Below are 24,949 nucleotides of genomic sequence, written 5' to 3' on the forward strand. Positions count from 1 at the left end.
GAAAAAGGTCGCATTTAGCGACCTTTTTACTTATCAGAAACAAAGAAAATTCAATTAGATATATTCTACTTTGTCGATTTCGAAGTCTTTGTCACCACCAGGGGTAGAGATCATGACTTCGTCGCCTTCCATTTTACCGATAAGACCACGAGCAATTGGCGATTTCACAGAAATGCGACCCGTTTTGATGTCTGCTTCGTCTTCTGAAACGATTTGGTAGCGGAACTCATCATCGGTATCCACATCGATCAGTGTCACTGTCGTACCGAAGATAATCTTGCCCGTATTATCCATTTGCGTTACATCGATGATCTGAGCCAGTGATAGCTTATATTCAATATCACGGATCTGAGCTTCACAAATACCCTGCTCTTCACGAGCGGCGTGGTATTCAGCATTCTCTTTCAGGTCACCTAGTTCACGTGCTTCACCAATAGCTGCTGAGATAACAGGGCGTAGCTTAAGTAGGCGATCTAATTCGTCACGTAGCTGCTGAGCGCCACGTACTGTCATTGGAACCTTTTCCATTTTTTACCTCTATGCCAAAGCTTCCTTTGGCCAACATAAATACACCCAACATAGTTATTAGGTGATAGAAACAAAACGATTTGGCTTAGTGTAAACAAACTTTATGGCTAAATCACCTTTATTCCACTTTGCGTTATAAAAGCTTTATCTAGGTCTAAATTACAGACATCACAAAAATGAATAATAACCTCCCCATCAATAAGCCCAGAAACAAATACCTAAAAAAACAAAAAACAAACAAAATAAACACAGATCACACTTTTGTAAAAATCAATTTAAAACATAAACTTAAATAACAAGAGATATAATAAAACAGTGTTCATTTTTTAGTTTTATATCATTTTACTAACTGACTATGGAACTTTAGAGGTAAAAAGTAACCCATGGATTGCACTGGCATTTTTCAGACTTCTGTTCTAATCATGGTTATGAAGCCTGATTAATACAGGCAATACACAAAAGGGTTCAAATCCTTGATAAAACTTCTATGGACAGTAATTAGGAAATAATAACATGAACAAGACTATGATTGCGCTTGCTGTATCTGCTGCAGCTCTTGCTACTAACGCAGTGGCAGCGGACGGTAAACAAGCTGGTGGTATTGACGGTACTTCTGTATACAGCTCAAACGGCACTTCTCTAGAGATCGGTGGTCGTGCTGAAGCTCGTCTATCTCTAAAAGACGGCAAAGCTGAAGATAAAACACGTGTACGTCTTAACTTCCTAGGTAAAGTTGAAATCCAAGACGGCCTATACGGTGTTGGTTTCTACGAAGGCGAATTCACAACTGCTGAAAACGGCGGTTCTACTGATAACAACGACGGTGACATTACTAACCGTTACACGTACGCTGGTATCGGCGGTGCATTCGGTGAAGTGACTTACGGTAAAAACGACGGTGCACTAGGTGTAATCACAGACTTTACCGATATCATGTCTTACCACGGTAACTCTGCGGCGATGAAAATTGCTGTAGCAGATCGTTCAGACAACATGGTTTCTTACAAAGGTCAATTCCAAGACCTAAGCGTTAAAGCAAGCTACCGTTTTGCTGACCGCACAGAAAACAAAGTTGGCGACACTGTAATTTCTTACGATGATAATGATGCAGATGGTTACTCTCTATCTGGTATCTACGCTATCGGTGACTCTGGCTTCAAGCTAGGTGCTGGTTACGCTGATCAAGACGAGCAAAACGAGTACATGCTAGCGGCTTCTTACCGCACTGACGCTCTATACTTTGCTGGTACATTCACAGACGGTGAGCTAGCGAAAGATAACGGTGATTACACTGGTTACGAATTCGCAACAGCATACACACTAGAAAAAACTGCATTCACGCTAACGTACAACAACGCAGAAACAAACGGCGACACATCTGCTGACAACGTTGCTATCGATGCGACTTACTACTTCAAGCCTAACTTCCGTACGTACATCTCGTACAACTTCAACCTAATCTCTGAAGGTGACAAGTTCGGTACAGCAGGCATTCCAGCTAACTTCGGTGCAACTAAAGCACAAGCTGAAGACGAGCTAGCTCTAGGTCTACGTTACGACTTCTAATTCTGATTACCTAATTGATTAATTAGTTGATTGAGAATCAAAACGCCCGCTCTCTAGCGGGCGTTTTTTATATCTGTATACTGAAAACATCAGCCATCCAAGACAATCTTCTATGCGCCTTCTATCCACACTACTGCTATGTAGTTTTTCTATTAGCGCTTTCTCAGTTAACGCTTTCGCTTACCCCCCTCTAAATAAACTGCCTGATGGCAGTAGCACCAGTGTAATTTTGGAATCCCTGAAAGGCGATTCAAACAAAATGAATTCCAACAGTGATGGCTTCTATCCCCCCGCTAGTACTTTAAAGCTGGTGACAGCGTTGGCGGCTAAGTTGGAGTTAGGGGATGACTTTCACTACACGACCAGCATTGCTCGTTCTGGGAATGACTCTATCATTTCATTTAGTGGCGACCCAACCTTGCAACGAGAACAGCTTAAAAGCCTTTTAGCTCAATACGCTAAGTCTCAATCCAGAACCATCAAGGGCAATTTATATCTGGATAACACAGCTTATACCGGCTATCAGCGAGCCGTTGGTTGGCCTTGGGACATTCTAGGCGTTTGTTACAGCGCGCCTTCTAGTGCAATGACCTTAGACAGTAACTGCGCACAAGCCTCTATTTATACAAAAGATAACGGCAGCACTCGCGTCTATATTCCAACCCATTACCCAATCGACGTGACAACCAATGCAGCCACTGTGACGCGCTCAGGACAAAAAGCCACACAGTGCGACTTAGAGCTCATCACCACACCAAACAACTCGTACACGCTATCTGGTTGCTTAGTGGAACGTAAGAAGCCATTACCACTAAAGTTCGCTATTCAAAATCCTGAGCTTTACACCTCTCAAGTGGTGAGTTCACTACTTAAAGAGCTGAAAATACAAGTAAAGGGGGATGTGATCATTGGAACTAAGGAAAGCACAAACAAGACGACGTTAGTGGCTAGCCATCACTCAGAAAAGCTTCCTGAACTGCTCGATATCATGCTCAAGAAGTCAGATAACCTTATCGCAGATAATCTAACTAAAACGCTAGGAGCCACATTTTATGTTCAACCAGGCAGTTTCAATAACGGTACTGAAGCGATAAAGCAGATATTGCTGACCAAGGCTAATATTGACCTCAGTAAAGCGCAGCTCGTCGATGGTTCAGGGTTATCTAGAAATAACCGAATGAGGTCACAGACCATGGCTCAAGTGCTTCGTTATATCTGGGAAAACGATCAACAGCTCAACCTAATTGAGACTATGCCTATATCAGGCACTGATGGAACGCTCAAATACCGTCAAAGCATGAGAAAAGCACCGATTCAAGGCAACATTATCGCCAAAAGTGGTTCTCTATACGGAAGTTACAACATGGCGGGATACGGATTAGATAAGGCGGGAAAACCAAGCTCTCTGTTTGTGCAGTTTGTTCGTGATTACTTCCCTGAAGAACAAGATCCAGACAAACCAGTGGAAGCACCTATCACCCAGTTTGAGCGTGCTTTCTACAAAGATGTGGTCGAGTTCAGTAAAACACAAAGCAAATCTAAGTAATGCTTAGCTCTGTGTAAACTTCTACTTTAATAACAAAAATGGCGCTGAAGACCTTCAATCTTCAGCGCCATTTTTATTTCTCAGATGTATTTAGCTATTTTTATCAGCTTTTAAGCAATTCCTAGGAATGAGTTCACTACAGTGAAGTAGATCCACATTCCTGAGATATCTACTATAGATGCAAGCACTGGACTCACTAACACCGCTGGATCCAGCTTAAATAGCCTAGCAACGATCGGTAACCCTCCGCCGAGCACAGTTGATATGGTCACCTGAATAAACAGCGCTACCGCAATCGCTAACGCAATCATGTTGATGTCATAGCCACCTGTCGATTGGTTTTCGCTAAATAGCAGAATACGTCCAATCATCACCACAGCAATAGCTAAAGCCAAACAAATAGCGACTCTAAACTCTTTCCACAGAACGTTAGCCCATTGGCGTTTTTTTAACTCACCTGTGGCTAAGGCTCTGATAACCAAAGTCGCAGCTTGTGTCCCGGTATTACCACCAGCTGCAGCAATTACCGGCATGTAGATAGCCAAAAGTACCAACTGACTGAGAATGTCTTCATATTGAGCGATGATAAGCCCTGAGACGATGCCCAATAGTGCTAACGCAATAATCCAACCGATACGCTGTCTAACGTGGCTCATGACGCCAGTAGAAAGATAGCCCTGCTGAGGTTCTACCTCTGAGTAAATCAGCCCTAGTTGGTGAGCTAGATGTCGAGAGCGCTTCTCAAAGCCCTGCTCTTCTAGCTCACTAAGTAAAGTCTGAATCGTACTAAGAGAGCATTGCCCCAGCACTAACACCGCATCTTCGAGCGGCATTCGGTTCAAAAGGTTAATTTGTTGTTCACGTCCGTACTGTTGAAATGCATTCGACACAGCTTGGATGTCTTGCTCTGAGTACAGAGCTTCAATAGATAAAAAAGTGTTGTTCATTACCGTCATGGCGAATCTCCCGATTGGCAAAGGTAACGACCATCAAAACAAATAGCATAGATTTATAGATTTATGCGCACCAAGAGCTGAAAGCTACTGGTGTGTCTACTTGTTAGAATCTAGTGTGTGGAAAAGAATGAGGGGGAAAAACAAAGATACCCTACCTGAACGGCAGGACAATAGATCAATACCGAGACAGGTTATTCTTCTCCATTCAAACTAGGAGGATGGTCGGTATTGTTCATAAAAATCTCCAGAATTACTGTCAATTTGACAGCGCGCATAGTGTAGCAATAGGCGTTTCAAAGTTTCGTCAACTTTCGGTCAATAAAAAAGGCATCCGTGGATGCCTTTGGCTCAATCATTGATGTGCATTATTACTTAATAGTAATACGAGCAAACTTACGCTTACCTACTTGGTAAACGGCAGTACCTGCTTCAGGTACGAATTTGCTGTCTTCAATCTTCTCGCCTTCAAGCTTAGCCGCGCCTTGCTTGATCATACGCATCGCATCAGAAGTCGAGTTTACAAGACCTGCTTCTTTTAGAACGTTCGCAATTGGCAGGCCAGCTTCGAATTCGAATTCTGGCATTTCATCAGGAACTTGGTTCTTAGCAAAACGGTTAACGAACTCTTGCTCTGCTGCATCAGCATCTGCTTCGCTATGGAAACGCGCGATGATCTCTTTAGCAAGAAGTACTTTAACGTCACGCGGGTTCTTACCTGCATCAACGCCAGCTTTCAGTTCCGCAACTTCTTCAAGAGGACGGAAAGACAGTAGCTCGTAGTAGCTCCACATTAGATCGTCAGAGATAGACATGATCTTACCAAACATCTCGCTTGGTGCTTCGCTGATACCGATGTAGTTGTGCGCAGACTTAGACATCTTCTTAACGCCGTCTAGACCAACAAGTAGTGGCATCATCAGTACCGCTTGTGGTTTTTGACCTGCTGCTTTTTGCAGTTCACGACCCATTAGAAGGTTAAACTTCTGGTCAGTACCGCCAAGCTCAACGTCGCTCTCTAGTGCAACAGAGTCGTGACCTTGTAGAAGTGGGTACATGAATTCGTGGATTGCGATCGGTTGACCACCAGCGTAACGCTTTTTGAAGTCATCACGCTCAAGCATACGAGCAACAGTTTGGTTAGAAGCAAGACGAATCATGCCTTCAGCACCAAGCTCAGATAGCCATTCAGAGTTGAAACGAATTTGCGTTTTCTCAGGATCTAGAATCTTGAATACTTGCTCTTTGTAAGTTTCAGCATTCTTCAGTACGTCTTCACGGCTTAGTGGTGGACGCGTTGAGTTCTTACCTGATGGGTCACCAACCATTGCAGTGAAATCACCGATAAGGAATGTCACTTCATGACCAAGCTCTTGGAAAGCACGAAGCTTGTTAAAGATAACCGTATGGCCTAGGTGGATATCTGGAGCGGTTGGATCGGCACCCAGCTTAATGCGTAAAGGACGACCTTCTTTTAGTTTTGCAATCAGTTCGTCTTCTGGAATCAGTTCTTCTACGCCACGTTTGATCTCGGCTAGTGCAGCTTCAATACTCGCCATTCTTGTTCACTCCCACAGATTTGGCAAAAATACATTAATTAGACATCTTACTTGAATAGCGATGTATTTTGAAACCAGTTACACTATTCCGTCGTCGATTTTCATAATATTTACAGAACGAACCGGAACATGTTGTCTATTTTTGCACGCCTTCCTATTTTGCACCGGGCTTTTATCGCATTTTTTAGTGCCATAATTTTCGTCGCGATTTTCTTACTCCCCGACGTCAACAGTTTGCGTGACGATTCGGGTGCTTTAGTTGTGGGAAAACATTACCCACTGACAATCAATGCCTCTGCGCTTATTAGCTCAAGTGACGCTCCACCGACGGCAGTACTCAATTGGGAAAAATACACCGTTCGTTCAGGCGAAAGTACCTCTGTTTTATTCGAGCGTATTGGCCTTTCATACCGCCTGCTGATCACGCTACTCAATACCAATAATGATATTAAGAAGCAGTTGTCTAATCTAAGGCCTGGTGATGTCTTGCAATTCGGCTTCGATGAAAACAACGACCTTATTCAGTTAAAACGACAACTTAGTGCGTTTGAAAGCTTCAAGATCACTAAGTCTGGCGATTCTTTCTCCTCTAGCTTCGACAAAAAAGAAGTGGCATACCAATACAACTATGCCGAAGCTAATATCACCTCTAATTTCTGGAACGCTGGTGTAAGCGCAGGTTTAACCGCAAACCAAATTATGGAACTGGCAGGTATCTTTGGTTGGGATATCGATTTTGCGCTAGATATTCGTAAAAACGACAGCTTCAAAATCTTGTATCAAGAGAAAGTGGTTGAAGGCGAAGTGATTGGTCGCGGCAAGATCATGGCGGCAGTGTTCAAAAACCAAGGTGATTCATTTACCGCGGTATTGGACGATAAAACTGGTAACTACTACGACGAAAATGGTCGTGCGATGAAGAAAGCGTTCTTGCGCTCACCAATTGATTTTCGTCGCGTAACATCGAACTTTAATCCTACCAGAAGACACCCAGTAACCGGTAAGGTTCGCGCTCACCGCGGCACTGACTACGCAGCTCCTGTTGGCACACCTATCTGGGCAGCCGGTGACGGTATCGTGCAGAAGTCTGGGTACAACCAATTCAATGGTAACTACGTGTTCATTCGCCACAGCAACACTTATATCACCAAGTACCTACACATGAAGCGACGTATGGTGAAAACTGGTCAGCGCGTAAAACAAGGCCAAACCATTGGTACTTTGGGTGGTACAGGCCGAGTTACTGGCCCGCACTTACACTATGAATTCTTGGTTAATGGCGTACATAAGAATGCGCGTACCGTGAAGTTGCCTCAATCTAAGTCTTTAACGGGTAAAGCAAAAGCAACATTTATTGCGAACTCAGATATTCGACTGAATAATCTAGAGCGATACGGCCAGTTGCTAGCGACTAATTAGGCTACTAGCGACCAATTAGATTGATAGCCATATAAACCAACTAAAAGAGCGCCCATCAAGGCGCTCTTTTTTATGTTCATCGAACCACTGTATCTACTATTTTTCCGGCTTCTTATCTCGACCTAACATTAATAGACAAGGGGTCAGGACCAAGGTCAATACTGTCGCGAATGCCAAACCTCCCGCAATTGCCGTAGCGAGTTGCGACCACCATTGCGTGCTCGGCGCACCAAATTCTATCTTTTGATTAATCAAGTCGATATTCATTTCTAGCACCATCGGCATCAAACCTAAAATGGTGGTGACCGTCGTGAGCATTACTGGCCTTAAACGCTGAACACCGGTTCTCAGAATCGCATCTCGCTTATCCAAGCCTCTTTTAATCAATTGGTTATAAGTATCGATCAGCACGATGTTGTTATTCACCACTATACCAGCCAGCGCAATCACCCCAATACCGGACATCACGATGCCAAACGGGCGCTGGAAGATAAGTAAACCAACGAACACACCAACCGTTGAGAACAACACTGCACTTAGAATCAAGAACGCCTGATAGAAACTATTGAACTGAGTAATCAGAATCAAAGCCATCACCGCTAGTGCCACCAAGAACGCGCTTTGTAAAAAGGCTGACGAGTTCTCTTGTTCTTCGTTTTGACCACGAATACGAAAGTCAACGCTATCCGGAAGCCCTAATTCACCTAGCGCTTGCTCGATCTTTGGTAGTTCTAAAGCAAGGTTATACCCTTCTTCCATATCTGCCATGATGTTGACGACTCGCTTACCATCGAGACGTTTAATCGTATCTTGCTTATGGTCGGGAACAATCTGAGCAAAGTTGGTGATCGGCACCAAGCCAGCTGGCGTTTTCACTCTCAGCTGGTCAAAGCGTCCGATATCCCTTTTATCATTCGGGTAACGCACCAAGATATCGACCTCTTCTGATGAGTCATCAGGCAGGTAATCACCAATCTTTAATCCGTTAGTGACAAATTGAACGGTATTGCCAACCAAGGTCGCGTCTGCTGCAAAACGCGCGGCATCGTCGCGGCGAATATCCACCTTCCAATCAATACCGTCTTTGCTTGCAGTATCACTGATATTAGTCAGTGCTTGATTACCATCCGCCCAACCTCTTACGATCTTAGCCGCCTGATTGAGCTGCTCTGGCGTTTTGGCAGATAGCTCAATCACTAAGTCATTTTCAACCGGAGGTCCTGCATCAGGGAACTTGTATTCAATCTCGACACCAGCGTATTGATCGGTTTGCACCTTTAATTCATCAATGATCGCTTTAACACTGCGGCGGTATTGCCAATCGACGGGCGTTATCGAAATCAAACCAATCTGGTCGTCACCACCGGTTCGCGTATAAACGGTATCGAACTCATCATGATTCAGCATCATCTGTTCAATATCGCGCATGATGTCATCTTTTTCTTGAATAGAAAGATCGCCATGAGAGCGAACTTTGACATTAAAGAATGGCGGATCAACTTCAGGGAAGAACTCAGCACCGAGCCCCGCTTTTGAATACGTGAAACCAACCGCAACCGCGAGCAGTATCGCACTACAAAAAATCTTAAAGGGATGCTTAATCGCAATAGAAAGTGTGTGGTAATACGCCTTGGTTAAGCCTGTCGCCTGTGAGAAATCCCCATTATGCAAAGCCACCATTCGAGCTTGGCTCTGAGACGAGACGTATTGCGGTTTGCCAATCAAACCACCTAACACGGGCACAAACAACAGCGCCATAATCAATGAGGCAGTTAACGTAGCGATCAGAGTTAATGGAAGGAACTTCATGAATTCGCCTGTTACATCAGGCCAAAACAGGAGTGGAGCAAACGCCGCCAAGGTTGTAGCCGTTGATGCGGTTATTGGCCATGCCATTCGCTTAGCCGCATCTCGATAGGCTGCTTTACGCCCTTCCCCTTCTTGCATCCGCCTATCGGCAAATTCAGTTACCACAATCGCACCGTCAACCAACATCCCGACCGCCATAATCAAAGAGAACAGCACCACTATGTTAACGGTTAAGCCAAATACAGACAGAACCAATAGTCCGGTCAAGAATGAACCCGGAATTGAAATGCCGACTAACAAAGCAGTACGCACGCCAAGAATCGCGATGATTACGATCACCACCAGGATGATGGCGGATAGAATATTGTTTTGCAGATCATTTAGCATGATCTTCACATCTTTCGATTCATCCCAGGTGTATTTGACCAACAGGTTATTTGGCCATTCTGCTTGCTGCTGAGCCCCGGCCATTACAGCTTTGACTAACTCAACCGTTTCGATGATGTTCTCGCCTGCACGCTTTTTGATATCCAACACCACCGCAGATTTACCATCTAAACGCGCAAAACTCTCTGGATCTCGAAACGCTCGACGAACAGTAGCCACATCACCAAATGTCACCACTTGCTTACCATCCACTTTGATAGGTAGCTCAAGCACATCCTTTAAGGAATTAAACACCGAAGGGACTTTGACCGAAAAACGACCATAGCCCGTATCAACAAAACCCGCGGCAACCACTCGGTTGTTCAAAGCGATCAGGTTGTAGATATCCGCTTGATCTAGGCTGTAACTCTCCATCAATAGCGGGTCAACGATGATTTCAACGATATCCTCCCTATCACCCGCAATATCGACCTCTAATATCTGGCGATAGCTTTCGAGTTTATCTCCCACTTCTCGGGCAATTTGTACGATAGTACGTTCCGGTACAGTCCCGAACAGCACAACAGAAAGTACTGGCTGCTCAGAAGCGAGTGTGACTTCATTTACGGTCGGTTCATCACTGTCTTCTGGTAGCTTTGGTTTGGCGAGATCAACGGCATCACGCACATCCGCCATTGCCTTTGTTAGATCGACTCCAACGTTAAACTCCAACACCACAGAGGCGTGGCCTTCCGCTGCGGTTGCCGTCATCTCTTTTACGCCCTCAATCGACCTTAATTCTTGCTCGATAGGCCTAACCAATAAACGTTCGGCATCGGTTGGCGAGATCCCTTGGTGCCCGACTGAAACGTAGATAATCGGGATGGTAATGTCAGGGCTCGACTCTTTGGGTATCGTGATATAGGTAATGACACCTGCAACCAAGATGAGCGCCAAAAGAGAGAGCATTGTTCGAGCACGAGACAAGGCTGCATCAATAATTGAATACATCAGTTATCTCCTACTCAGTTGTTACGTTTGAGAGTTCAGCACCTTGCTCAACCGCAATCACCAAATCACCATCACGCACAAACCCTTGTCCGACGGTGATGATATCGACCCGTTGACCTAAACCTGTGAGCCACACACCATCTTGCTCTGCCTTCACTAGTTGAATACCGACAAATTTCACAACTGGTGAGTCATCGACTGAAACCAACGTTTTGACCCCAAGGTTACCCGCCTCATCCAAAGCCAACATCGCAGGTGTGACTTTGATAGCATCCCTTGTTTCGAGGTTGAGCTTCACTTCAGCGCTGACACCTGCAGGCAGTAGGCCTTCAGAGTTATCGATTTCAATTTCGATTGGAAAAGTATTAGTTGAGGCCGAAGAAATTCGAGACACATAACGCAAGCGCCCTTCCGCCTCTTCTCTTCCTAGCAAGCGAACCAAGGCAGACTGGTTAACTAACAAATGCTGGATATGACGTTCACTGACATCGGCCTCAATAACCAAAGGATCAAGGTCAATCACGCCCGCAACCGGATCGCCAACCCCAACAAAGTCACCCAACTCGACCATCAAATCTTGAACCACACCCGAAAAAGGCGAGCTAATAACGGTATTCTTTAAAGCCAATTCCGCATTGCGCATCATGGCTTTTGCTTCCGTTAACGAAGCCTCTGCTGTGGTGTAGGCGATCTCACCTTGCAGACCTCTTTTCTTCAGTGATTGCGCTGCTTTGAACTCTTTCTGCTTTAAACGATACAGAGCCGTTGCACGCTCTAACTGTATTTCCAAGTCACCTTTATCAATCTGAGCAATAGCCTGCCCTGCTTTAACCGCATCGCCTTTCACAACGTTCAATCGAACAATCTTTCCCGCGACTTCCGCGCCTAATCGAGCATGCCTATCGGGTGCCGTTCGACCGTATAAATCAATGGTTTTAAAGGTGGGTGATGAGGTGAAGGTTTGAAAGGAAACTTTGGCTAACGGGATTTCTGTCGCTTTTTTCTCTGGCGACTCTTCTGCCTGCCCCCCCCCTAAACCAAGCCAGATAGACAACAACATCACTAAAATCAGAGACACCAGCCACGGCTGTTTCAGTTTCTGAAAAAGTGGTGAGTTAGAAGATAGAGTGGGCATAACAAATCCTTTTGTCCGATGTGATTAAGGCGCGCTAAATGGCTTAACACTGTCATGTGCAACTTCCTGATACACATAGGTAACCTTAACAGACCAAAATCAAACGAAGTTGGACGCTATCGACAGTTTAAAAAATATGCCGTGTACTAAAAATGTCAAAATAGAGGGTTGGAATGGTTTTAAAAGCAATGACTTAATGTGTCTTATCAATTTTGAAGCTGCGTGAAAAACAAGTGCCTTGTTCAGAACCGAGCTTTGTTATGAAGAGAAATTTGGGGATATAAAAACAAAAACGCCGAACATAAGTTCGGCGTTTACAACCTTCTGGTGTAGCTTTCAGCTAAAGCTGTCTTTTAACTCTAGCTATCTTTCAAGCTATACGCTGAATGATGCGCCACAACCACATGTTGTTGTAGCGTTCGGGTTGTTCACAAAGAAGCGTGCGCCTTCTAGGCCTTCTGTGTAATCAACCATGCCGCCCATAAGGTATTGTAGGCTCATTGGGTCAACAACCAGCGTTACACCGCTATTTACAATCGTAGTGTCGCCATCATTTACTTTTTCATCAAATGTGAAGCCGTATTGGAAACCACTACAACCACCACCTGTAATGTATACACGTAGTTTTAGTTCTGGGTTTTCTTCTTCAGCGATTAGCGTTTGTACGCGGGTAGCTGCTGCATCAGAAAAAGACAATGGGATATTTACTTCGCTCACGACAACCTCTCTTACCTGTGTCAAAAACAACATGATACAAATCTAATTCGAGACCATAGTTGTTGAGTATTTTCTTATATTCGGGTGATTATCTAATACCTGACTGAAACGTTCAAGTATTCACCACCGGATCCTTCCTTTTACTGTTGTAAACTCGTCAATATCTGGCAATTAAAACGTGTAACCACACAAAACAACCAGATTCGGGTGATTATCTGGGCGAAAGCATTCCTAGTTGGATTAGGGATAGGTACAATGCGTGCCAATTGGTCCGACAGTCAAAAGAGGATATATCAATGACCAAATCAGCAGAGCTGTACGAAAAAGCACAGCAAACTATTCCTGGTGGCGTAAACTCTCCAGTTCGTGCATTCAATGGCGTAGGTGGTTCTCCAATCTTCGTTGAACGCGCTGATGGCCCACTTATTTTTGATGCTGATGGTAAAGCATATATCGATTACGTTGGCTCTTGGGGTCCAATGATCCTTGGTCACAACCACGTTGTTATCCGTGATGCGGTTATTGAAGCAGCTCAACGCGGCCTTAGCTTCGGTGCTCCAACCGAAACTGAAATCAAAATGGCTGAGCTTGTATCTGAGATGGTTCCATCAATGGAACAGCTACGTATGGTGAGCTCAGGCACAGAAGCAACAATGAGTGCGATTCGTCTTGCTCGTGGCTTCACTGGTCGTGACAAAATTCTTAAGTTTGAAGGCTGCTACCACGGCCACGCAGACAGCCTACTTGTAAAAGCCGGTTCTGGTGCACTGACTTTAGGTCAGCCAAGCTCACCAGGCGTTCCAGCTGATTTTGCTAAGCACACGCTGACTGCAACCTTCAACAACCTAGATTCAGTACGTGAGCTGTTCGCAGCAAACAAAGGCGAGATCTCGTGCATCATCGTTGAACCAGTTGCGGGCAACATGAACTGTATCCCACCAGTAGAGGGCTTCCACGAAGGTCTACGTGAAATCTGTGACCAAGAAGGTGCATTGCTAATCTTTGATGAAGTAATGACAGGTTTCCGCGTTGCTGAAGGCTGTGCGCAGGCTTACTACAACATCAAGCCAGACCTAACGTGTCTTGGTAAAGTGATCGGCGGCGGTATGCCTGTGGGTGCTTTTGGTGGTCGTAAAGAAGTAATGCAATACATCGCTCCTACAGGCCCAGTTTACCAAGCAGGTACGCTTTCAGGTAACCCTGTTGCAATGGCTGCTGGCTACGCATGTTTGAACCTTCTACGTGAAGAAGGCAACGAAAAGCGTCTAGCTTCAAAAACTAAGCAGCTAGCGAATGGCTTCAAGCAACTTGCTGACAAGCACGGCATCCCAATGCTAGTACACCAAGTTGGTGGTATGTTTGGTTTCTTCTTCACAGACCAAGAAACGGTGACGTGCTACGAAGATGTAACTAAGTGTGATGTAGAACGCTTCAAGCGCTTCTTCCACCTAATGCTGGATCACGGTGTTTACCTTGCTCCTTCAGCATTCGAAGCAAGCTTTACTTCTCTTGCTCATGGTTCAAAAGAGCTGGATGCGACACTAGAAGCCGCTGACCGTTCTCTTGCTATCATTGCTGCTGAAAGCAAATAATCGAAAGCACTTTATAAGTCGCTAACCGATTGAATTTAGGGCTGCATTAACGCAGCCCTTTTTAATGCATCGACTTAATTAAACTCGAATATTTCCGCTTAGATTACGCGTCAATTTGTTCGAAAACTTGACGAAAAACGTCTAACGTTCCCAGAAAAGAAAAACCAACAACATCAGCGTACCCAGGAACATTCTGAACCAAGGGATCTCTTTTTTTGTTTGCTGTTGTTCGTCTTGGCATTTCTTATCTTTATCACAGCATCCCATAATCAAAACTCCTCATTGCTAACTCTCTGTTTTGCAGCCATTATAAACTCAGAACGCAAATATAGAGACCATTACCGTGTCAGAAAAAATTAAAATCAATTCCAGCCACTGGGTGATCATCATCGCCCTACTTGCGGCGGCTTATGCTTGTTACTTGCTTATTGAGCCGTACGTTAACTCAATTGTGATGGCCTTTATCATTTCACTATTGATGTTCCCAATCCATGAGTGGCTTGAAAAAAAGATACCTAATAAAGAAAACATCGTCTCTTTGCTGTCTTGTATCATCCTGACTTTCATTATTGTTATCCCTTTATTGGCAGTATTCGCAGCAATTGTTCAGCAAGGTTCCCTGTTCTCTCAGAACACCTACCAATGGGTAACACACGGCGGCATTCAAACTCTGTTCGCACACCCATTGGTGGTCAAAGCGCTGTCATTCGTGAACAACTACCTGCCTTTCGACAATATTGAACCACAAGCCATCGCACAGAAGGTGGGTGAGTTCGCGACAAGCTTCGGCTCTAAACTGGTTGGCATTAGTGCGAAAATCTTAGGTGATGCAACCAATTTCTTGATGGACTTCTTCTTGATGTTGTTTGTTCTGTTCTTCTTATTAAGAGATCACGACAAAATCATCAGTGTGGTTCGTCATATTCTTCCGCTATCTCGTAGCCAAGAAGACAAGCTTCTAACAGAGATAGAACAAGTATCGAAATCAGCAGTAATGGGCTCATTCTTAACAGCAATCGCGCAAGGTTTTGCCGGCGGTTTAGGTATGTGGATTGCAGGTTTCCCAGGCCTATTCTGGGGCACTATGATGGGCTTTGCCTCATTCATCCCTGTTGTGGGAACAGCACTAATCTGGATCCCAGCGGCGACCTACTTGTTCCTAACTGGTGATACTACGTGGGCAATTTTCCTAACGGTTTACTGCGTGGCAATTGTTGGATCAATTGACAACCTTCTGCGTCCGCTTCTAATGCAAGGCAGCGCAGGCATGAACACCCTAATGATTTTCTTCTCACTACTGGGGGGTATTCAACTGTTTGGCCTAATTGGTCTTATCTACGGCCCGCTGATTTTTGCGATTACTATCGTCCTATTCAACATCTACGATGAAGAGTTTAAGGACTTTTTAAACCAGCAAGACAAGAGTTAAACCGTTCTTCAATCACTTACTTGCCGAACGAGTATTAAACACTTCAAGCTTTGGGCGGATTATGCGAAAATCCGCCCTCATTTTTTGCTAACGATTCAATAGAGTGTCCTATGTCAGCTTATATTGCCCCAAGCCAGATTGCTGAGCGCCAACTTGCCTACTTTGAAGGCAAACATGTTTTAGTTGCCGGTGAGGCTGAAGACTTATTCCCTGTTGAATTAGCCAAGCATTGTGAATCTGTCTCTGTGTTCACCTCTAATTACAGCTACTACCGTCAGCTTGAAGGTTATAGCAGCATCCAACGTTTTTACGGTGCTGAGTTTACCGAAGAGACCAAAGCTGACTTAGTGATGCTCTACTGGCCGAAAGCCAAAGCGGAAGCGGAATTTCTGTTGGCGATGTTATTTGCTAAGCTAGGCAAAGATACCGAAATCGTCGTGGTTGGTGAGAACCGCTCAGGCGTGAAAAGCATCGAGAAGATGTTTGCGCCTTACGGCAAAGTCGTTAAATACGATTCAGCACGTCGCTGCTCTTTCTACTGGGGTCAGTGCTTCGAGCAACCACAAGCGTTCAACTTACAAGACTGGTTTAAGACCTACACGGTTAACATTGATGAGCAACCTCTCACGGTAAAAAGCCTTCCAGGCGTCTTCAGTCACGGAGAGTTCGATGTTGGTAGCCAACTTCTATTGGATACCCTGCCAAGACTAAAAGGCAAGGTACTGGATTTTGGCTGTGGTGCAGGCGTGTTAGGCGCAGTAATGGCATCTCGTAACCCAGATATTGAGCTAGAAATGTGCGACATCAGTGCATTTGCCGTAGCATCAAGCCAAGCCACACTGAAAGCAAATAGTTTAACAGGTAAAGTCTTCGCGTCAGATGTCTATTCTGATACAGCACAAGACTACCAATTCATCATCAGTAACCCACCATTCCATTCTGGTTTAGACACTAGCTACAGCGCGACTGAGACCTTACTTGCTCAGGCCCCTAAGCATTTGAAGCGCTCTGGTGAGATGATTATTGTTGCGAACAGTTTCTTAAAATACATCCCAATTATTGAGCAAGCGTTTGGAAAATGCGCGACTCTAAATAAGACCACCAAATTCGCGATCTACCACGCAAGTAAGTAGCATCTCTAGCACAGCGCAGTGTCATTATCTGCGCTGTCTGTTCATATTTTTATCAAAACTCTATAAAAGTGAGCTTTTGCACACGCTTTAAATACCACTTACTTGTCAAAGTAAAAAAACTCGTTAATTTCGTTAAATTGGAAACCATTAATTCTATTCTCTGTACTTGTTTTCGCCCCTTTTAGCAGTACATCAAAGGAAAGTAGTACCCAATTTATGTTTAGATTTTATCGTAAGCAGAAGTTTAAGCGCCTTCAAAATACCCTAATGCTGGCATTTCTTGTCCTCAGTATTACCCCAGTGACACTTATCGCGATCTTTTTCCTTCAATCGCACAGTCAGGACCTTCAGGAACAAAGCACCTCACACCTTGTTTCAGTCCGTGATACTAAGCAGCAACAGATTGTCGACTACCTACAAGCTCAAGAATCCCAAGTGATGGGCTTTGTTCGCTCTGAACTAGCCAATGCCAGTGGCGGCCGATTCTATGGTTTGATCAATGCATTCCAACGTCTAGGGTTAGATATTGACGAAGCACGCAGTAATGCGCAGCAACGCTACATTCAAGGATCGGGCGATCAAATCAAAACATCGATTCTTCCTGAATCCAGTAGCTTCATTGGCAGTGAGCGTTACCGCCTACTGCACAAGCGCTACCATAACGCTTACCTAGAGTTGCTTAAACGCTCCGATTTTGACGATATTCTATTGGTTGATATCAACGGTAACGTTGCTTACTCCGTCTTTAAAAATGACGATTACGGCACTAACTTGCTGACAGGTAAATACAAAGATTCAAACCTAGGCGTTACCTTTCAACGGCTCGCTAAAGATGTCACCGATCACCGTAAGTCTAATGAGGATTACACGCCTGTTATTGTGTCGGACTTTAAAGACGAGAACGGTAAACAGACCGCATGGCTAGGTGCACCTATCGTTCAACAGGGCTACCTACACAGTTACGCGATGTTTAGATTACCTATCAACGGCATTACTAAGCTGATTGCGGATCTCAACAAGAGTTCGAATATTCAAACTCTGCTTGTAGGTGATGATCACCTGCCGCGTAGCCTTGCTCATTCACAAGAATCTATCAACTTGAGCTTAGATGTTGTCGATAAAGCATTGGCTGGCGAAACAGCGGTTGGCACCTTCGACAACACCCTAGATCAAGCGATCATCGCAGCATATACACCAATTGAGCTGAAATACGCAACATGGGCTCTTGTCGTAGAGCTGCCAGAAAAAGAGGCGTTTGCTCGTATTCATCAGTTAGAAAAGATCTTCGTGATCGTGATGCTAACGGCGATCATTCTGGTAGTCGTTGCATCGCACTATCTGTCTAACTTCATCACATCCCCACTACTCAAACTGACGTGGGCTGCCGAGAAAGTATCTGCGGGTGATCTCGATGAAACCATGATCAATACCGAACGCAAAGATGAAATAGGCCGACTCGCGGTGAGCTTCGAGAGAATGCAGCGCTCGATTCGTGAAAAAATGCAGCTCATCAAAAACCAAAACGATGAACTTGAAGACAACCTTAAGACAATCCAGAAGCAAAACGAAGAGTTGCAACTGGCGAACAAACTCAAAGATGAGTTCCTAGCTACTACTTCACACGAATTGAGAACACCACTACATGGCATGGTGGGTATTGCTGAAGCGCTGATATCCGGTGCGAACGGCCCCATCCCTGCTAACCAGAAGTATCAATTGGATATCATCATCAATAGCGGTCAGCGATTAGCAACCTTGGTTGATGATCTACTTGATTACCACAAAATGCGCTATGGCAGCTTAGACATTAAGAAGTCAGCTGTTGATTTGTCTGCTGCCACCAGCTTGGTATTAGAGCTATCTCATCACCTGTTAGGTAACAAGCCAATCCGCATCATTAACCAAGTCCCAAGTGATTTAGGGCTGGTTTCATCGGATCCTCAACGACTTGAGCAAGTGATGTATAACTTGGTCGGCAATGCCATCAAGTACACCTCAGAAGGTAAGATCGTTATCTCTGCCAGCGTTATCGATGACAACATTCGTGTACAAGTTGTCGATACAGGCCAAGGTATACCGGCCGAGTACCTTGAGCACATCTTTGAACCATTGATTCAAGCAGGCCAAGATGCGAGTAACTACCGCCAAGGTGCAGGGCTTGGATTATCGATCAGTCGTCAGTTGATCGAGCTAATGGGCGGTTCACTGTACGTAAGTAGCCAACCAATGCTTGGCACTACGTTTAGCTTTACCCTGCCCCTAGCTACTCAAGATGAGCTGGACAGTTACAACGAATCTGGTCATTACTCGCACTTCCAAGCGCCCGATTTAATAGATAACAGCCAACAAGAAAACAGTGTTATCAGTGAAAACCCAGATGGCCCGTTACTGGTTATCGCCGATGATGAGCCGGTTAACCTGCGAGTATTAGACAGCTTCTTGAAGTTAGAAGGTTATCGAGTACGTACTGCATGTGACGGTCCGGAAACCATTGAACTGATTGAAAAAGAGAAGCCAGAGCTGCTTCTGCTCGATATCATGATGCCAGGTATGAGCGGCTATCAGGTTTGTGAAGCTCTGAGAAAGCAATATGACCATGCTCAATTGCCAATAATCATGCTAACGGCACTCAACCAGGCAGAAGACCGTGTTCGAGGTTTCGAAGCAGGTGCCAATGACTACTTGTCTAAACCGTTCAACAAACAAGAACTGGCGGCTCGAATTACAGCGCATCTATCAGCAAGTAAAGCTGAACAGAGACGCCTTGAAAATGACCAACTGCAACTCGAGCTCAAACACAGAGCTATGGTTGAAGCTAACTTGTTAGAAACTCAAGGGCGCTTATTAGAGCAACTAGAATCGGCACCTGAAGCCATCATCTGTATTCGTGATGACCAACGTATTCGCTTTGCCAACGAAGCGGCGGCAAAACTATTCAGACGCGGACAGGAACAACTTAAGCGCTCTATGGCCGACGAGATCATTGCACCTAAATACCTTAAGGTGGAACAGGCGCACTATTGTGGTGATATCGACATCTATATTGACGATACCCGTCAGCGCATACCAAGTGACATCCTTAAGCTGCCAGAGGGTTCTGGGCTCGACACCATGTATATCTTCAATGTCGGTGGTGGTGTTAACTCCAACCGAATCAATAACCTTGAAACAGCGGTTGAAGCGCTTTCTAGTTATGCCTTTGAAGGTGATAAGGACAAACTGCAACAATTGAAAGAGCTTGGTGGTGAGTTTACGCGTCTTGCTGATAAGGCAACCGGAGAAGGGAAAAACAAACAAGAGTTGATGCGTGAAGTACTGGTCGATGCGATGACAAATGCCATCATCTACTGGGAATCGGTGACTGGTGAAACCAAATTTGCTTTCGCAGAGAAAAGTGGTTTGTGGCGGGTCTACTTAGACCGCAGTACGCTACAAACGCGAACGCTAGACAAATATCTACGCGTAGAAACGCTACCGAAAACGCCTCGCTGGCGAACGGTACTGAGCTCAATCGAATTCATACTGGAACACTGTAAAGAACAGACGCCAGAAAGGACGCATATTGAGATGCTAAGAGATAAGCTACAGAAACTACTGACCAGTTAATCCCTGAACCAACATCACAATACTTTGAGTAATCGAGCCCACCTAGCGTGGGCTTTTTTGTACGTACTTTTCTCACTCAAAGCACAATATCGTCAATCCAAATACACTTTTTTCACTGCTTTAAACAAGCAAAATGACACGTTACTCAAGCTTAAACAATCACGAATCCAATCGCTATTTTGAGCCCTATTCTTGGCTGAATTTCACATTCCTCCGACTCTTTGTTGCAGTTTGAGAAGCGAGTCACAACAGAACGGCAGATTTAATTTTCTAGGGAAATTTAACGTAAAACTGGGAAGTGACCGAGATCTACAATTATACCAACGAATGGTAAAGCATTATAATAAAAAGCCTTTAAAGTTAGTGATCACTTACAATCAACAATTACCACAAAACCAAATGCGAGTCACATCACCTTAACAATTACGCACAAAAAACCACCAAAGCAACCCATTTTGACGTTAATGACGTGGGATTATCTAATTTTAACGTTTTTGACGGGAAACGAGTTTGATTAATTCATCGATAAGGTGTTTTCTTACTCCTGCCAAAGGCCTACAGGCCACTCTTACCACTTCTCAGAATCAACGATGAATCTGGAGCAACGAAGAAGAGGTAGGCCTTTAACCAGAGTGTGTATCTACTAAACAATTTAGCGACAGATAACATTCAATCCATTAGTGAAATGAAAGCAAATAGTAAGGAACAGCTATGCTTGCCAATATAAAAAAAACAGCAATAGCAACAGCAATTATTGCAACTGCTACAACAGGTTTTGCATCAGTAGCAACAGCTGCAGAACGCAGTGAACTGACAGTTCACCCGAAAGAGTACACTACATTCGTACGTAACTTTAACCCGTACCTTGGTGCTACTAACCTACATACTACAACTGACTTCATGTATGAGCCGCTAGTAGTATTTAACGAAATGCACGGTAACACTCCAGTGTTCCGTCTAGCTGAAAACTTCAAGATGTCAGATGATCTGATGAGCGTTGTTTTCGACATTCGTAAGGGTGTTAAATGGTCTGACGGAGAAACTTTCTCTGCTGATGATGTTGTTTTTTCTTTCAACCTTGTAAAAGAGAAGCCAGAGCTTGACCAATCTGGTATCAACTCTTGGGTAACTTCTGTAGAAAAACTGAACGACAACCAAGTTAAGTTCACCCTAACAGAAGCAAACTCAAACGTACCTTATGAGATTGCTAAAGTACCTGTAGTACCTAAGCACATCTGGAAAGACGTTAAAGATCCATCAACGTTTACCAATGAGAATCCGGTAGGTTCTGGTCCATTTACAGAAATCGATACGTTTACAGCGCAACTATACATCCAGTGTGCAAACCCGAACTACTGGGATGCAGACAACCTAGATGTTGACTGTCTACGTGTTCCACAAATTGCGAACAACGACCAATTCCTAGGTAAAGTTGTAAACAGTGAAATGGACTGGACGTCTTCTTTCGTTCCTGATATCGACCGTACATACGCAGCAGCTAGCCCTAAACACCACTACTGGTACCCGCCAGCAGGCACACAAGCATTCATCGTTAACTTCAAGCACCCTGATGCTGCGAAGCATGAAGCATTGAGCAACGTTGATTTCCGTCGTGCTTTCTCTATGGCTCTTGACCGTCAAACTATCATCGACATCGCATTCTACGGCGGCGGTACTGTGAACGATTTCGCATCGGGTCTTGGCTACGCGTTTGAAGCTTGGTCTGATGAAAAAACTCACGATAAGTACAAAGGCTTCAACACATACAACGCTGAAGGCGCGAAGAAGCTTCTTGCTGACGCTGGCTTCAAAGATGTAAACAAAGATGGTTTTGTTGACACTCCATCAGGCAAGTCTTTTGAACTAATGATTCAATCGCCAAACGGCTGGACTGACTTCAACAACACAGTTCAACTAGCGGTAGAACAGCTGAACGAAATCGGTATTAAAGCGAAAGCTCGTACACCTGACTTCTCTGTTTACAACCAAGCAATGCTTGAAGGTACATACGATGTAGCATACACAAACTACTTCCACGGTGCGGATCCATACACGTACTGGAATAGTGCTTACAACTCATCACTACAATCTGGTGATGGTATGCCTCGTTTCGCTATGCACTTCTACAAAAACGACAAGCTAGATGGTCTTCTAAACAGCTTCTACAAAACAGCTGATAAGAACGAACAGCTAGACATTGCACACGGTATTCAGCAAATCATCGCTGCAGACCAAGTGACAATCCCTGTGATGTCTGGTGCTTACATGTACCAATACAACACAACTCGCTTCACTGGTTGGTGGAACGAAGAAAATCCAAAAGGCCGTCCAAACATTTGGGCTGGTATTCCAGAGCGTCTACTTCATGTACTGGACCTAAAACCAGTTAAATAAGTAATCGTTCAATCCTTGCGGCGTAACCTCTTACGCCGCTTATAAAAATCCCCACACTCTCAATTGAAAGTATGGCGCTAGTCGTCAGGGGATTTTTCGTTCCAAATTTCGCTAGGAGCGACCTGAATCCAGAAACAGGGAAACAATCTGGGTGAGTAAGGTGTGAGTTATGGGTTATTTTTTAAGACGTTTGTCATTTTATTTTGTCGCGCTATTAGTTGCTGCGACGTTAAACTTTATTATTCCAAGAGCAATGCCTGGTGACCCCGTTACCATGATGTTTGCGAACGCTTCTGTACAAGTTACTCCAGAGCGTATTGCTGCAATGAAAGAACTATTAGGCTTCGTTGATGGTGGCCTACTGGTTCAATACGTAGCGTACATGAAGAACATTCTTAGCTGGGAACTTGGTACATCAATTCAATTCTACCCACTTTCTGTAAACACACTGTTGGGTGGAGCATTCGGTTGGTCGCTTTTCTTAGCCGGCACCGCAGTTATTCTTTCTTTCTCGATTGGTTCGATCCTAGGTATTTTCGCAGCGTGGAAACGCGGCAGTAAATACGATGCCTTCGTAACGCCAGGGATGCTGATTCTACAAGCTGTTCCTCAAGTTGTTATCGCGATGATTGCACTATTTACCTTTGCAATTGGCTTGAAGTGGTTCCCAACCGGTTATGCCTACACCGCAGGTACCATGCCTGATTGGACAAGCTGGGCATTCATCAAAGATGTCGCTTACCACGCCTTCTTACCATTGTTCTGTGCTTCTGTTGTTCAAATTGGTGGCTTCCTAGTAAACATGCGTAACAACATGATCAACCTATTAGCCGAAGACTACATCACCATGGCGAAAGGCAAAGGCCTGAGCGAAAACCGAGTAGTATTCAACTACGCAGCTCGTAACGCGATGCTACCAAGTGTGACAGCCCTTTCAATGTCGCTAGGTATGGCAATCGGTGGTCAGTTAATTATCGAAATCATCTTTAACTATCCAGGTCTTGGCAGCGTACTTTTCAACGCAATTAACGCTCGTGACTACCAAGTACTGCAAGGTCAGCTGCTTATCATGACGCTATTCATGCTGTTCTTTAACCTAGTTGCAGACATGCTTTACGTTGTTCTTGACCCTCGTCTTCGTAAGGGTGGTAAATAATCATGAAAGACTTTCTAAAACTCATTTGGCGTAACCCGATGGCCCTAACAGGCGTCATCATCCTAAGTATTTTTATTCTTGGCGCGATTGCAGCTCCATTAATCACCAAACATGTACCAGACAAGCGTACAGGCAACCCACACGAATACCCTGGTTTCGTGGTGAAGTCTGCCCAAACTAACCCTGATGGCTGGGTTGCTCAAAACCTAGCAGACGACCGTCGTACATTGATCATGTCTAAAAAGGCAGACCACGTACTAGGCACAACTCGTATGGGTCGTGACGTTTGGTCTCAAGTGGTATACGGCGCACGCGTATCTCTTGCTGTAGGTTTTGGTGCGGGTCTAACCGTATGTTTACTCGCCACTGTTATTGGTGTTTCTGCGGGCTACTTCGGAGGCCGTGTCGATGACGTTCTAACAGCCGCAATGAACATCATGCTGGTAATCCCTCAATACCCATTACTGTTCGTAGTAGCAGCCTTTATCGGTGAGGCAGGGCCACTCACCATAACCTTGGTTATCGGCTTTATGTCCTGGGCTTGGGGCGCTCGTGTTGTTCGCTCCCAGACCTTGGCACTGCGTGAAAAAGAGTTTGTAAAAGCCGCTGAAGTTTTGGGTGAATCTTCATTCCGCATCATCTTCGTAGAGATTCTGCCAAACCTTATCTCTATCGTTGGCGCAAGCTTCATCGGTTCGGTGATGTACGCAATCATGATGGAAGCAACGATCTCGTTCCTAGGTCTTGGTGACCCGAACACAATCAGCTGGGGCATCATGCTTTACAACGTTCAAACCTCTTCATCAATGCTGATTGGCGCTTGGTGGGAACTGTTGGCTCCGTGTATCGCACTGACACTACTTGTAACTGGTCTTGCTCTACTTAACTTCGCTGTCGATGAAATTGCTAACCCGCAACTGCGTTCTCACAAAGGCATGAAGCGTTGGAAGAAACTAGCAGCACAAGACAAAGAAGAACGTGAACCAGAACTACCACCACAAAATGCACTTTGGAGCGGAGATAAATAATC

16 protein-coding genes are annotated in these 24,949 nt (G+C 44.7%); 10 read left to right on the top strand and 6 right to left on the bottom strand.

Annotation, left to right across the window (positions count from 1 at the left end):
- Positions 1 to 54 precede the first annotated feature (54 nt).
- On the bottom strand, positions 55 to 528 hold the full coding sequence (gene greA / locus OC193_RS12710; protein ID WP_017059397.1) for a transcription elongation factor GreA: 474 nt from the start codon (positions 526 to 528) through the stop codon (positions 55 to 57).
- Between the two features lie 513 nt (positions 529 to 1,041).
- Between greA and OC193_RS12715 the strand changes: the two genes are divergently transcribed.
- Together OC193_RS12715 and dacB are read left to right on the top strand one after the other, a co-directional pair.
- Positions 1,042 to 2,094, top strand: coding sequence for a porin (locus OC193_RS12715; RefSeq protein ID WP_048658162.1), 1,053 nt, complete (start codon positions 1,042 to 1,044; stop codon positions 2,092 to 2,094).
- Positions 2,095 to 2,206: 112 nt separating this feature from the next.
- Entirely contained in the window at positions 2,207 to 3,640 is a 1,434-nt protein-coding gene (dacB, locus tag OC193_RS12720) for a serine-type D-Ala-D-Ala carboxypeptidase (RefSeq protein ID WP_048664530.1), read from the top strand.
- 110 nt (positions 3,641 to 3,750) lie between these two features.
- On the opposite strand, the gene OC193_RS12725 is transcribed toward dacB, so the two are convergent.
- A complete protein-coding gene (locus tag OC193_RS12725) occupies positions 3,751 to 4,596 on the bottom strand; it encodes a magnesium transporter (protein WP_017068902.1) in 846 nt (281 codons plus the stop codon).
- A gap of 368 nt (positions 4,597 to 4,964) precedes the next feature.
- Positions 4,965 to 6,152 carry a tyrosine--tRNA ligase gene (gene tyrS / locus OC193_RS12730; protein ID WP_048664529.1) on the bottom strand — a complete coding sequence of 396 codons (1,188 nt, stop codon included), beginning with the start codon at positions 6,150 to 6,152 and terminating at the stop codon, positions 4,965 to 4,967.
- Positions 6,153 to 6,281: 129 nt separating this feature from the next.
- On the opposite strand from tyrS, the gene OC193_RS12735 reads away from it, so the two are divergent.
- On the top strand, positions 6,282 to 7,571 hold the full coding sequence (locus tag OC193_RS12735; RefSeq protein ID WP_048664528.1) for a peptidoglycan DD-metalloendopeptidase family protein: 1,290 nt from the start codon (positions 6,282 to 6,284) through the stop codon (positions 7,569 to 7,571).
- 96 nt (positions 7,572 to 7,667) lie between these two features.
- On the opposite strand, the gene OC193_RS12740 is transcribed toward OC193_RS12735, so the two are convergent.
- The 3 genes from OC193_RS12740 to erpA form a co-directional block, all read right to left on the bottom strand.
- Entirely contained in the window at positions 7,668 to 10,757 is a 3,090-nt protein-coding gene (locus OC193_RS12740; protein ID WP_048664527.1) for an efflux RND transporter permease subunit, read from the bottom strand.
- A 10-nt stretch (positions 10,758 to 10,767) separates the two neighbouring features.
- Positions 10,768 to 11,892, bottom strand: coding sequence for an efflux RND transporter periplasmic adaptor subunit (locus tag OC193_RS12745; protein WP_048664526.1), 1,125 nt, complete (start codon positions 11,890 to 11,892; stop codon positions 10,768 to 10,770).
- A 375-nt stretch (positions 11,893 to 12,267) separates the two neighbouring features.
- Positions 12,268 to 12,609: an iron-sulfur cluster insertion protein ErpA gene (gene erpA / locus OC193_RS12750; RefSeq protein ID WP_004734539.1), complete on the bottom strand. Its 342-nt coding sequence runs from the start codon at positions 12,607 to 12,609 to the stop codon at positions 12,268 to 12,270.
- A gap of 296 nt (positions 12,610 to 12,905) precedes the next feature.
- Here erpA and hemL point away from each other — a divergent pair, with 296 nt between their 5' ends.
- The 7 genes from hemL to OC193_RS12785 all read left to right on the top strand — a co-directional run bounded on the left by hemL (position 12,906) and on the right by OC193_RS12785 (position 24,947).
- Positions 12,906 to 14,201 carry a glutamate-1-semialdehyde 2,1-aminomutase gene (gene hemL / locus OC193_RS12755; RefSeq protein ID WP_048605689.1) on the top strand — a complete coding sequence of 432 codons (1,296 nt, stop codon included), beginning with the start codon at positions 12,906 to 12,908 and terminating at the stop codon, positions 14,199 to 14,201.
- Positions 14,202 to 14,544: 343 nt separating this feature from the next.
- A complete protein-coding gene (locus OC193_RS12760) occupies positions 14,545 to 15,630 on the top strand; it encodes an AI-2E family transporter (protein WP_048658169.1) in 1,086 nt (361 codons plus the stop codon).
- Positions 15,631 to 15,740: 110 nt separating this feature from the next.
- The gene (gene rsmC / locus OC193_RS12765) at positions 15,741 to 16,763 is read left to right on the top strand and encodes a 16S rRNA (guanine(1207)-N(2))-methyltransferase RsmC (RefSeq protein ID WP_048658170.1); all 1,023 of its coding nucleotides are present in this window, start codon (positions 15,741 to 15,743) and stop codon (positions 16,761 to 16,763) included.
- 216 nt (positions 16,764 to 16,979) lie between these two features.
- Complete coding sequence (locus OC193_RS12770) at positions 16,980 to 20,369, top strand: response regulator (RefSeq protein ID WP_048664525.1); 3,390 nt, start codon at positions 16,980 to 16,982, stop codon at positions 20,367 to 20,369.
- A 711-nt stretch (positions 20,370 to 21,080) separates the two neighbouring features.
- On the top strand, positions 21,081 to 22,763 hold the full coding sequence (locus tag OC193_RS12775; RefSeq protein WP_017056650.1) for an ABC transporter substrate-binding protein: 1,683 nt from the start codon (positions 21,081 to 21,083) through the stop codon (positions 22,761 to 22,763).
- A gap of 169 nt (positions 22,764 to 22,932) precedes the next feature.
- Positions 22,933 to 23,919: an ABC transporter permease gene (locus OC193_RS12780; protein ID WP_017633262.1), complete on the top strand. Its 987-nt coding sequence runs from the start codon at positions 22,933 to 22,935 to the stop codon at positions 23,917 to 23,919.
- A 2-nt stretch (positions 23,920 to 23,921) separates the two neighbouring features.
- Positions 23,922 to 24,947: an ABC transporter permease gene (locus OC193_RS12785; RefSeq protein WP_017056648.1), complete on the top strand. Its 1,026-nt coding sequence runs from the start codon at positions 23,922 to 23,924 to the stop codon at positions 24,945 to 24,947.
- Positions 24,948 to 24,949: the final 2 nt, after the last annotated feature.

Origin of the sequence: Vibrio crassostreae, assembly GCF_024347415.1 — a bacterium.
Taxonomy (GTDB): Bacteria; Pseudomonadota; Gammaproteobacteria; order Enterobacterales; family Vibrionaceae; genus Vibrio; species Vibrio crassostreae.

Excerpts from the sequence above, each read along its gene's own strand:
- greA (WP_017059397.1), bottom strand. The coding sequence starts at position 528 with ATGGAAAAGGTTCCAATGACAGTACGTGGCGCTCAGCAGCTACGTGAC.
- OC193_RS12715 (WP_048658162.1), top strand. The coding sequence starts at position 1,042 with ATGAACAAGACTATGATTGCGCTTGCTGTATCTGCTGCAGCTCTTGCT.
- dacB (WP_048664530.1), top strand. The coding sequence starts at position 2,207 with ATGCGCCTTCTATCCACACTACTGCTATGTAGTTTTTCTATTAGCGCT.
- OC193_RS12725 (WP_017068902.1), bottom strand. The coding sequence starts at position 4,596 with ATGACGGTAATGAACAACACTTTTTTATCTATTGAAGCTCTGTACTCA.
- tyrS (WP_048664529.1), bottom strand. The coding sequence starts at position 6,152 with ATGGCGAGTATTGAAGCTGCACTAGCCGAGATCAAACGTGGCGTAGAA.
- OC193_RS12735 (WP_048664528.1), top strand. The coding sequence starts at position 6,282 with ATGTTGTCTATTTTTGCACGCCTTCCTATTTTGCACCGGGCTTTTATC.
- OC193_RS12740 (WP_048664527.1), bottom strand. The coding sequence starts at position 10,757 with ATGTATTCAATTATTGATGCAGCCTTGTCTCGTGCTCGAACAATGCTC.
- OC193_RS12745 (WP_048664526.1), bottom strand. The coding sequence starts at position 11,892 with ATGCCCACTCTATCTTCTAACTCACCACTTTTTCAGAAACTGAAACAG.
- hemL (WP_048605689.1), top strand. The coding sequence starts at position 12,906 with ATGACCAAATCAGCAGAGCTGTACGAAAAAGCACAGCAAACTATTCCT.
- rsmC (WP_048658170.1), top strand. The coding sequence starts at position 15,741 with ATGTCAGCTTATATTGCCCCAAGCCAGATTGCTGAGCGCCAACTTGCC.
- OC193_RS12770 (WP_048664525.1), top strand. The coding sequence starts at position 16,980 with ATGTTTAGATTTTATCGTAAGCAGAAGTTTAAGCGCCTTCAAAATACC.
- OC193_RS12775 (WP_017056650.1), top strand. The coding sequence starts at position 21,081 with ATGCTTGCCAATATAAAAAAAACAGCAATAGCAACAGCAATTATTGCA.
- OC193_RS12780 (WP_017633262.1), top strand. The coding sequence starts at position 22,933 with ATGGGTTATTTTTTAAGACGTTTGTCATTTTATTTTGTCGCGCTATTA.
- OC193_RS12785 (WP_017056648.1), top strand. The coding sequence starts at position 23,922 with ATGAAAGACTTTCTAAAACTCATTTGGCGTAACCCGATGGCCCTAACA.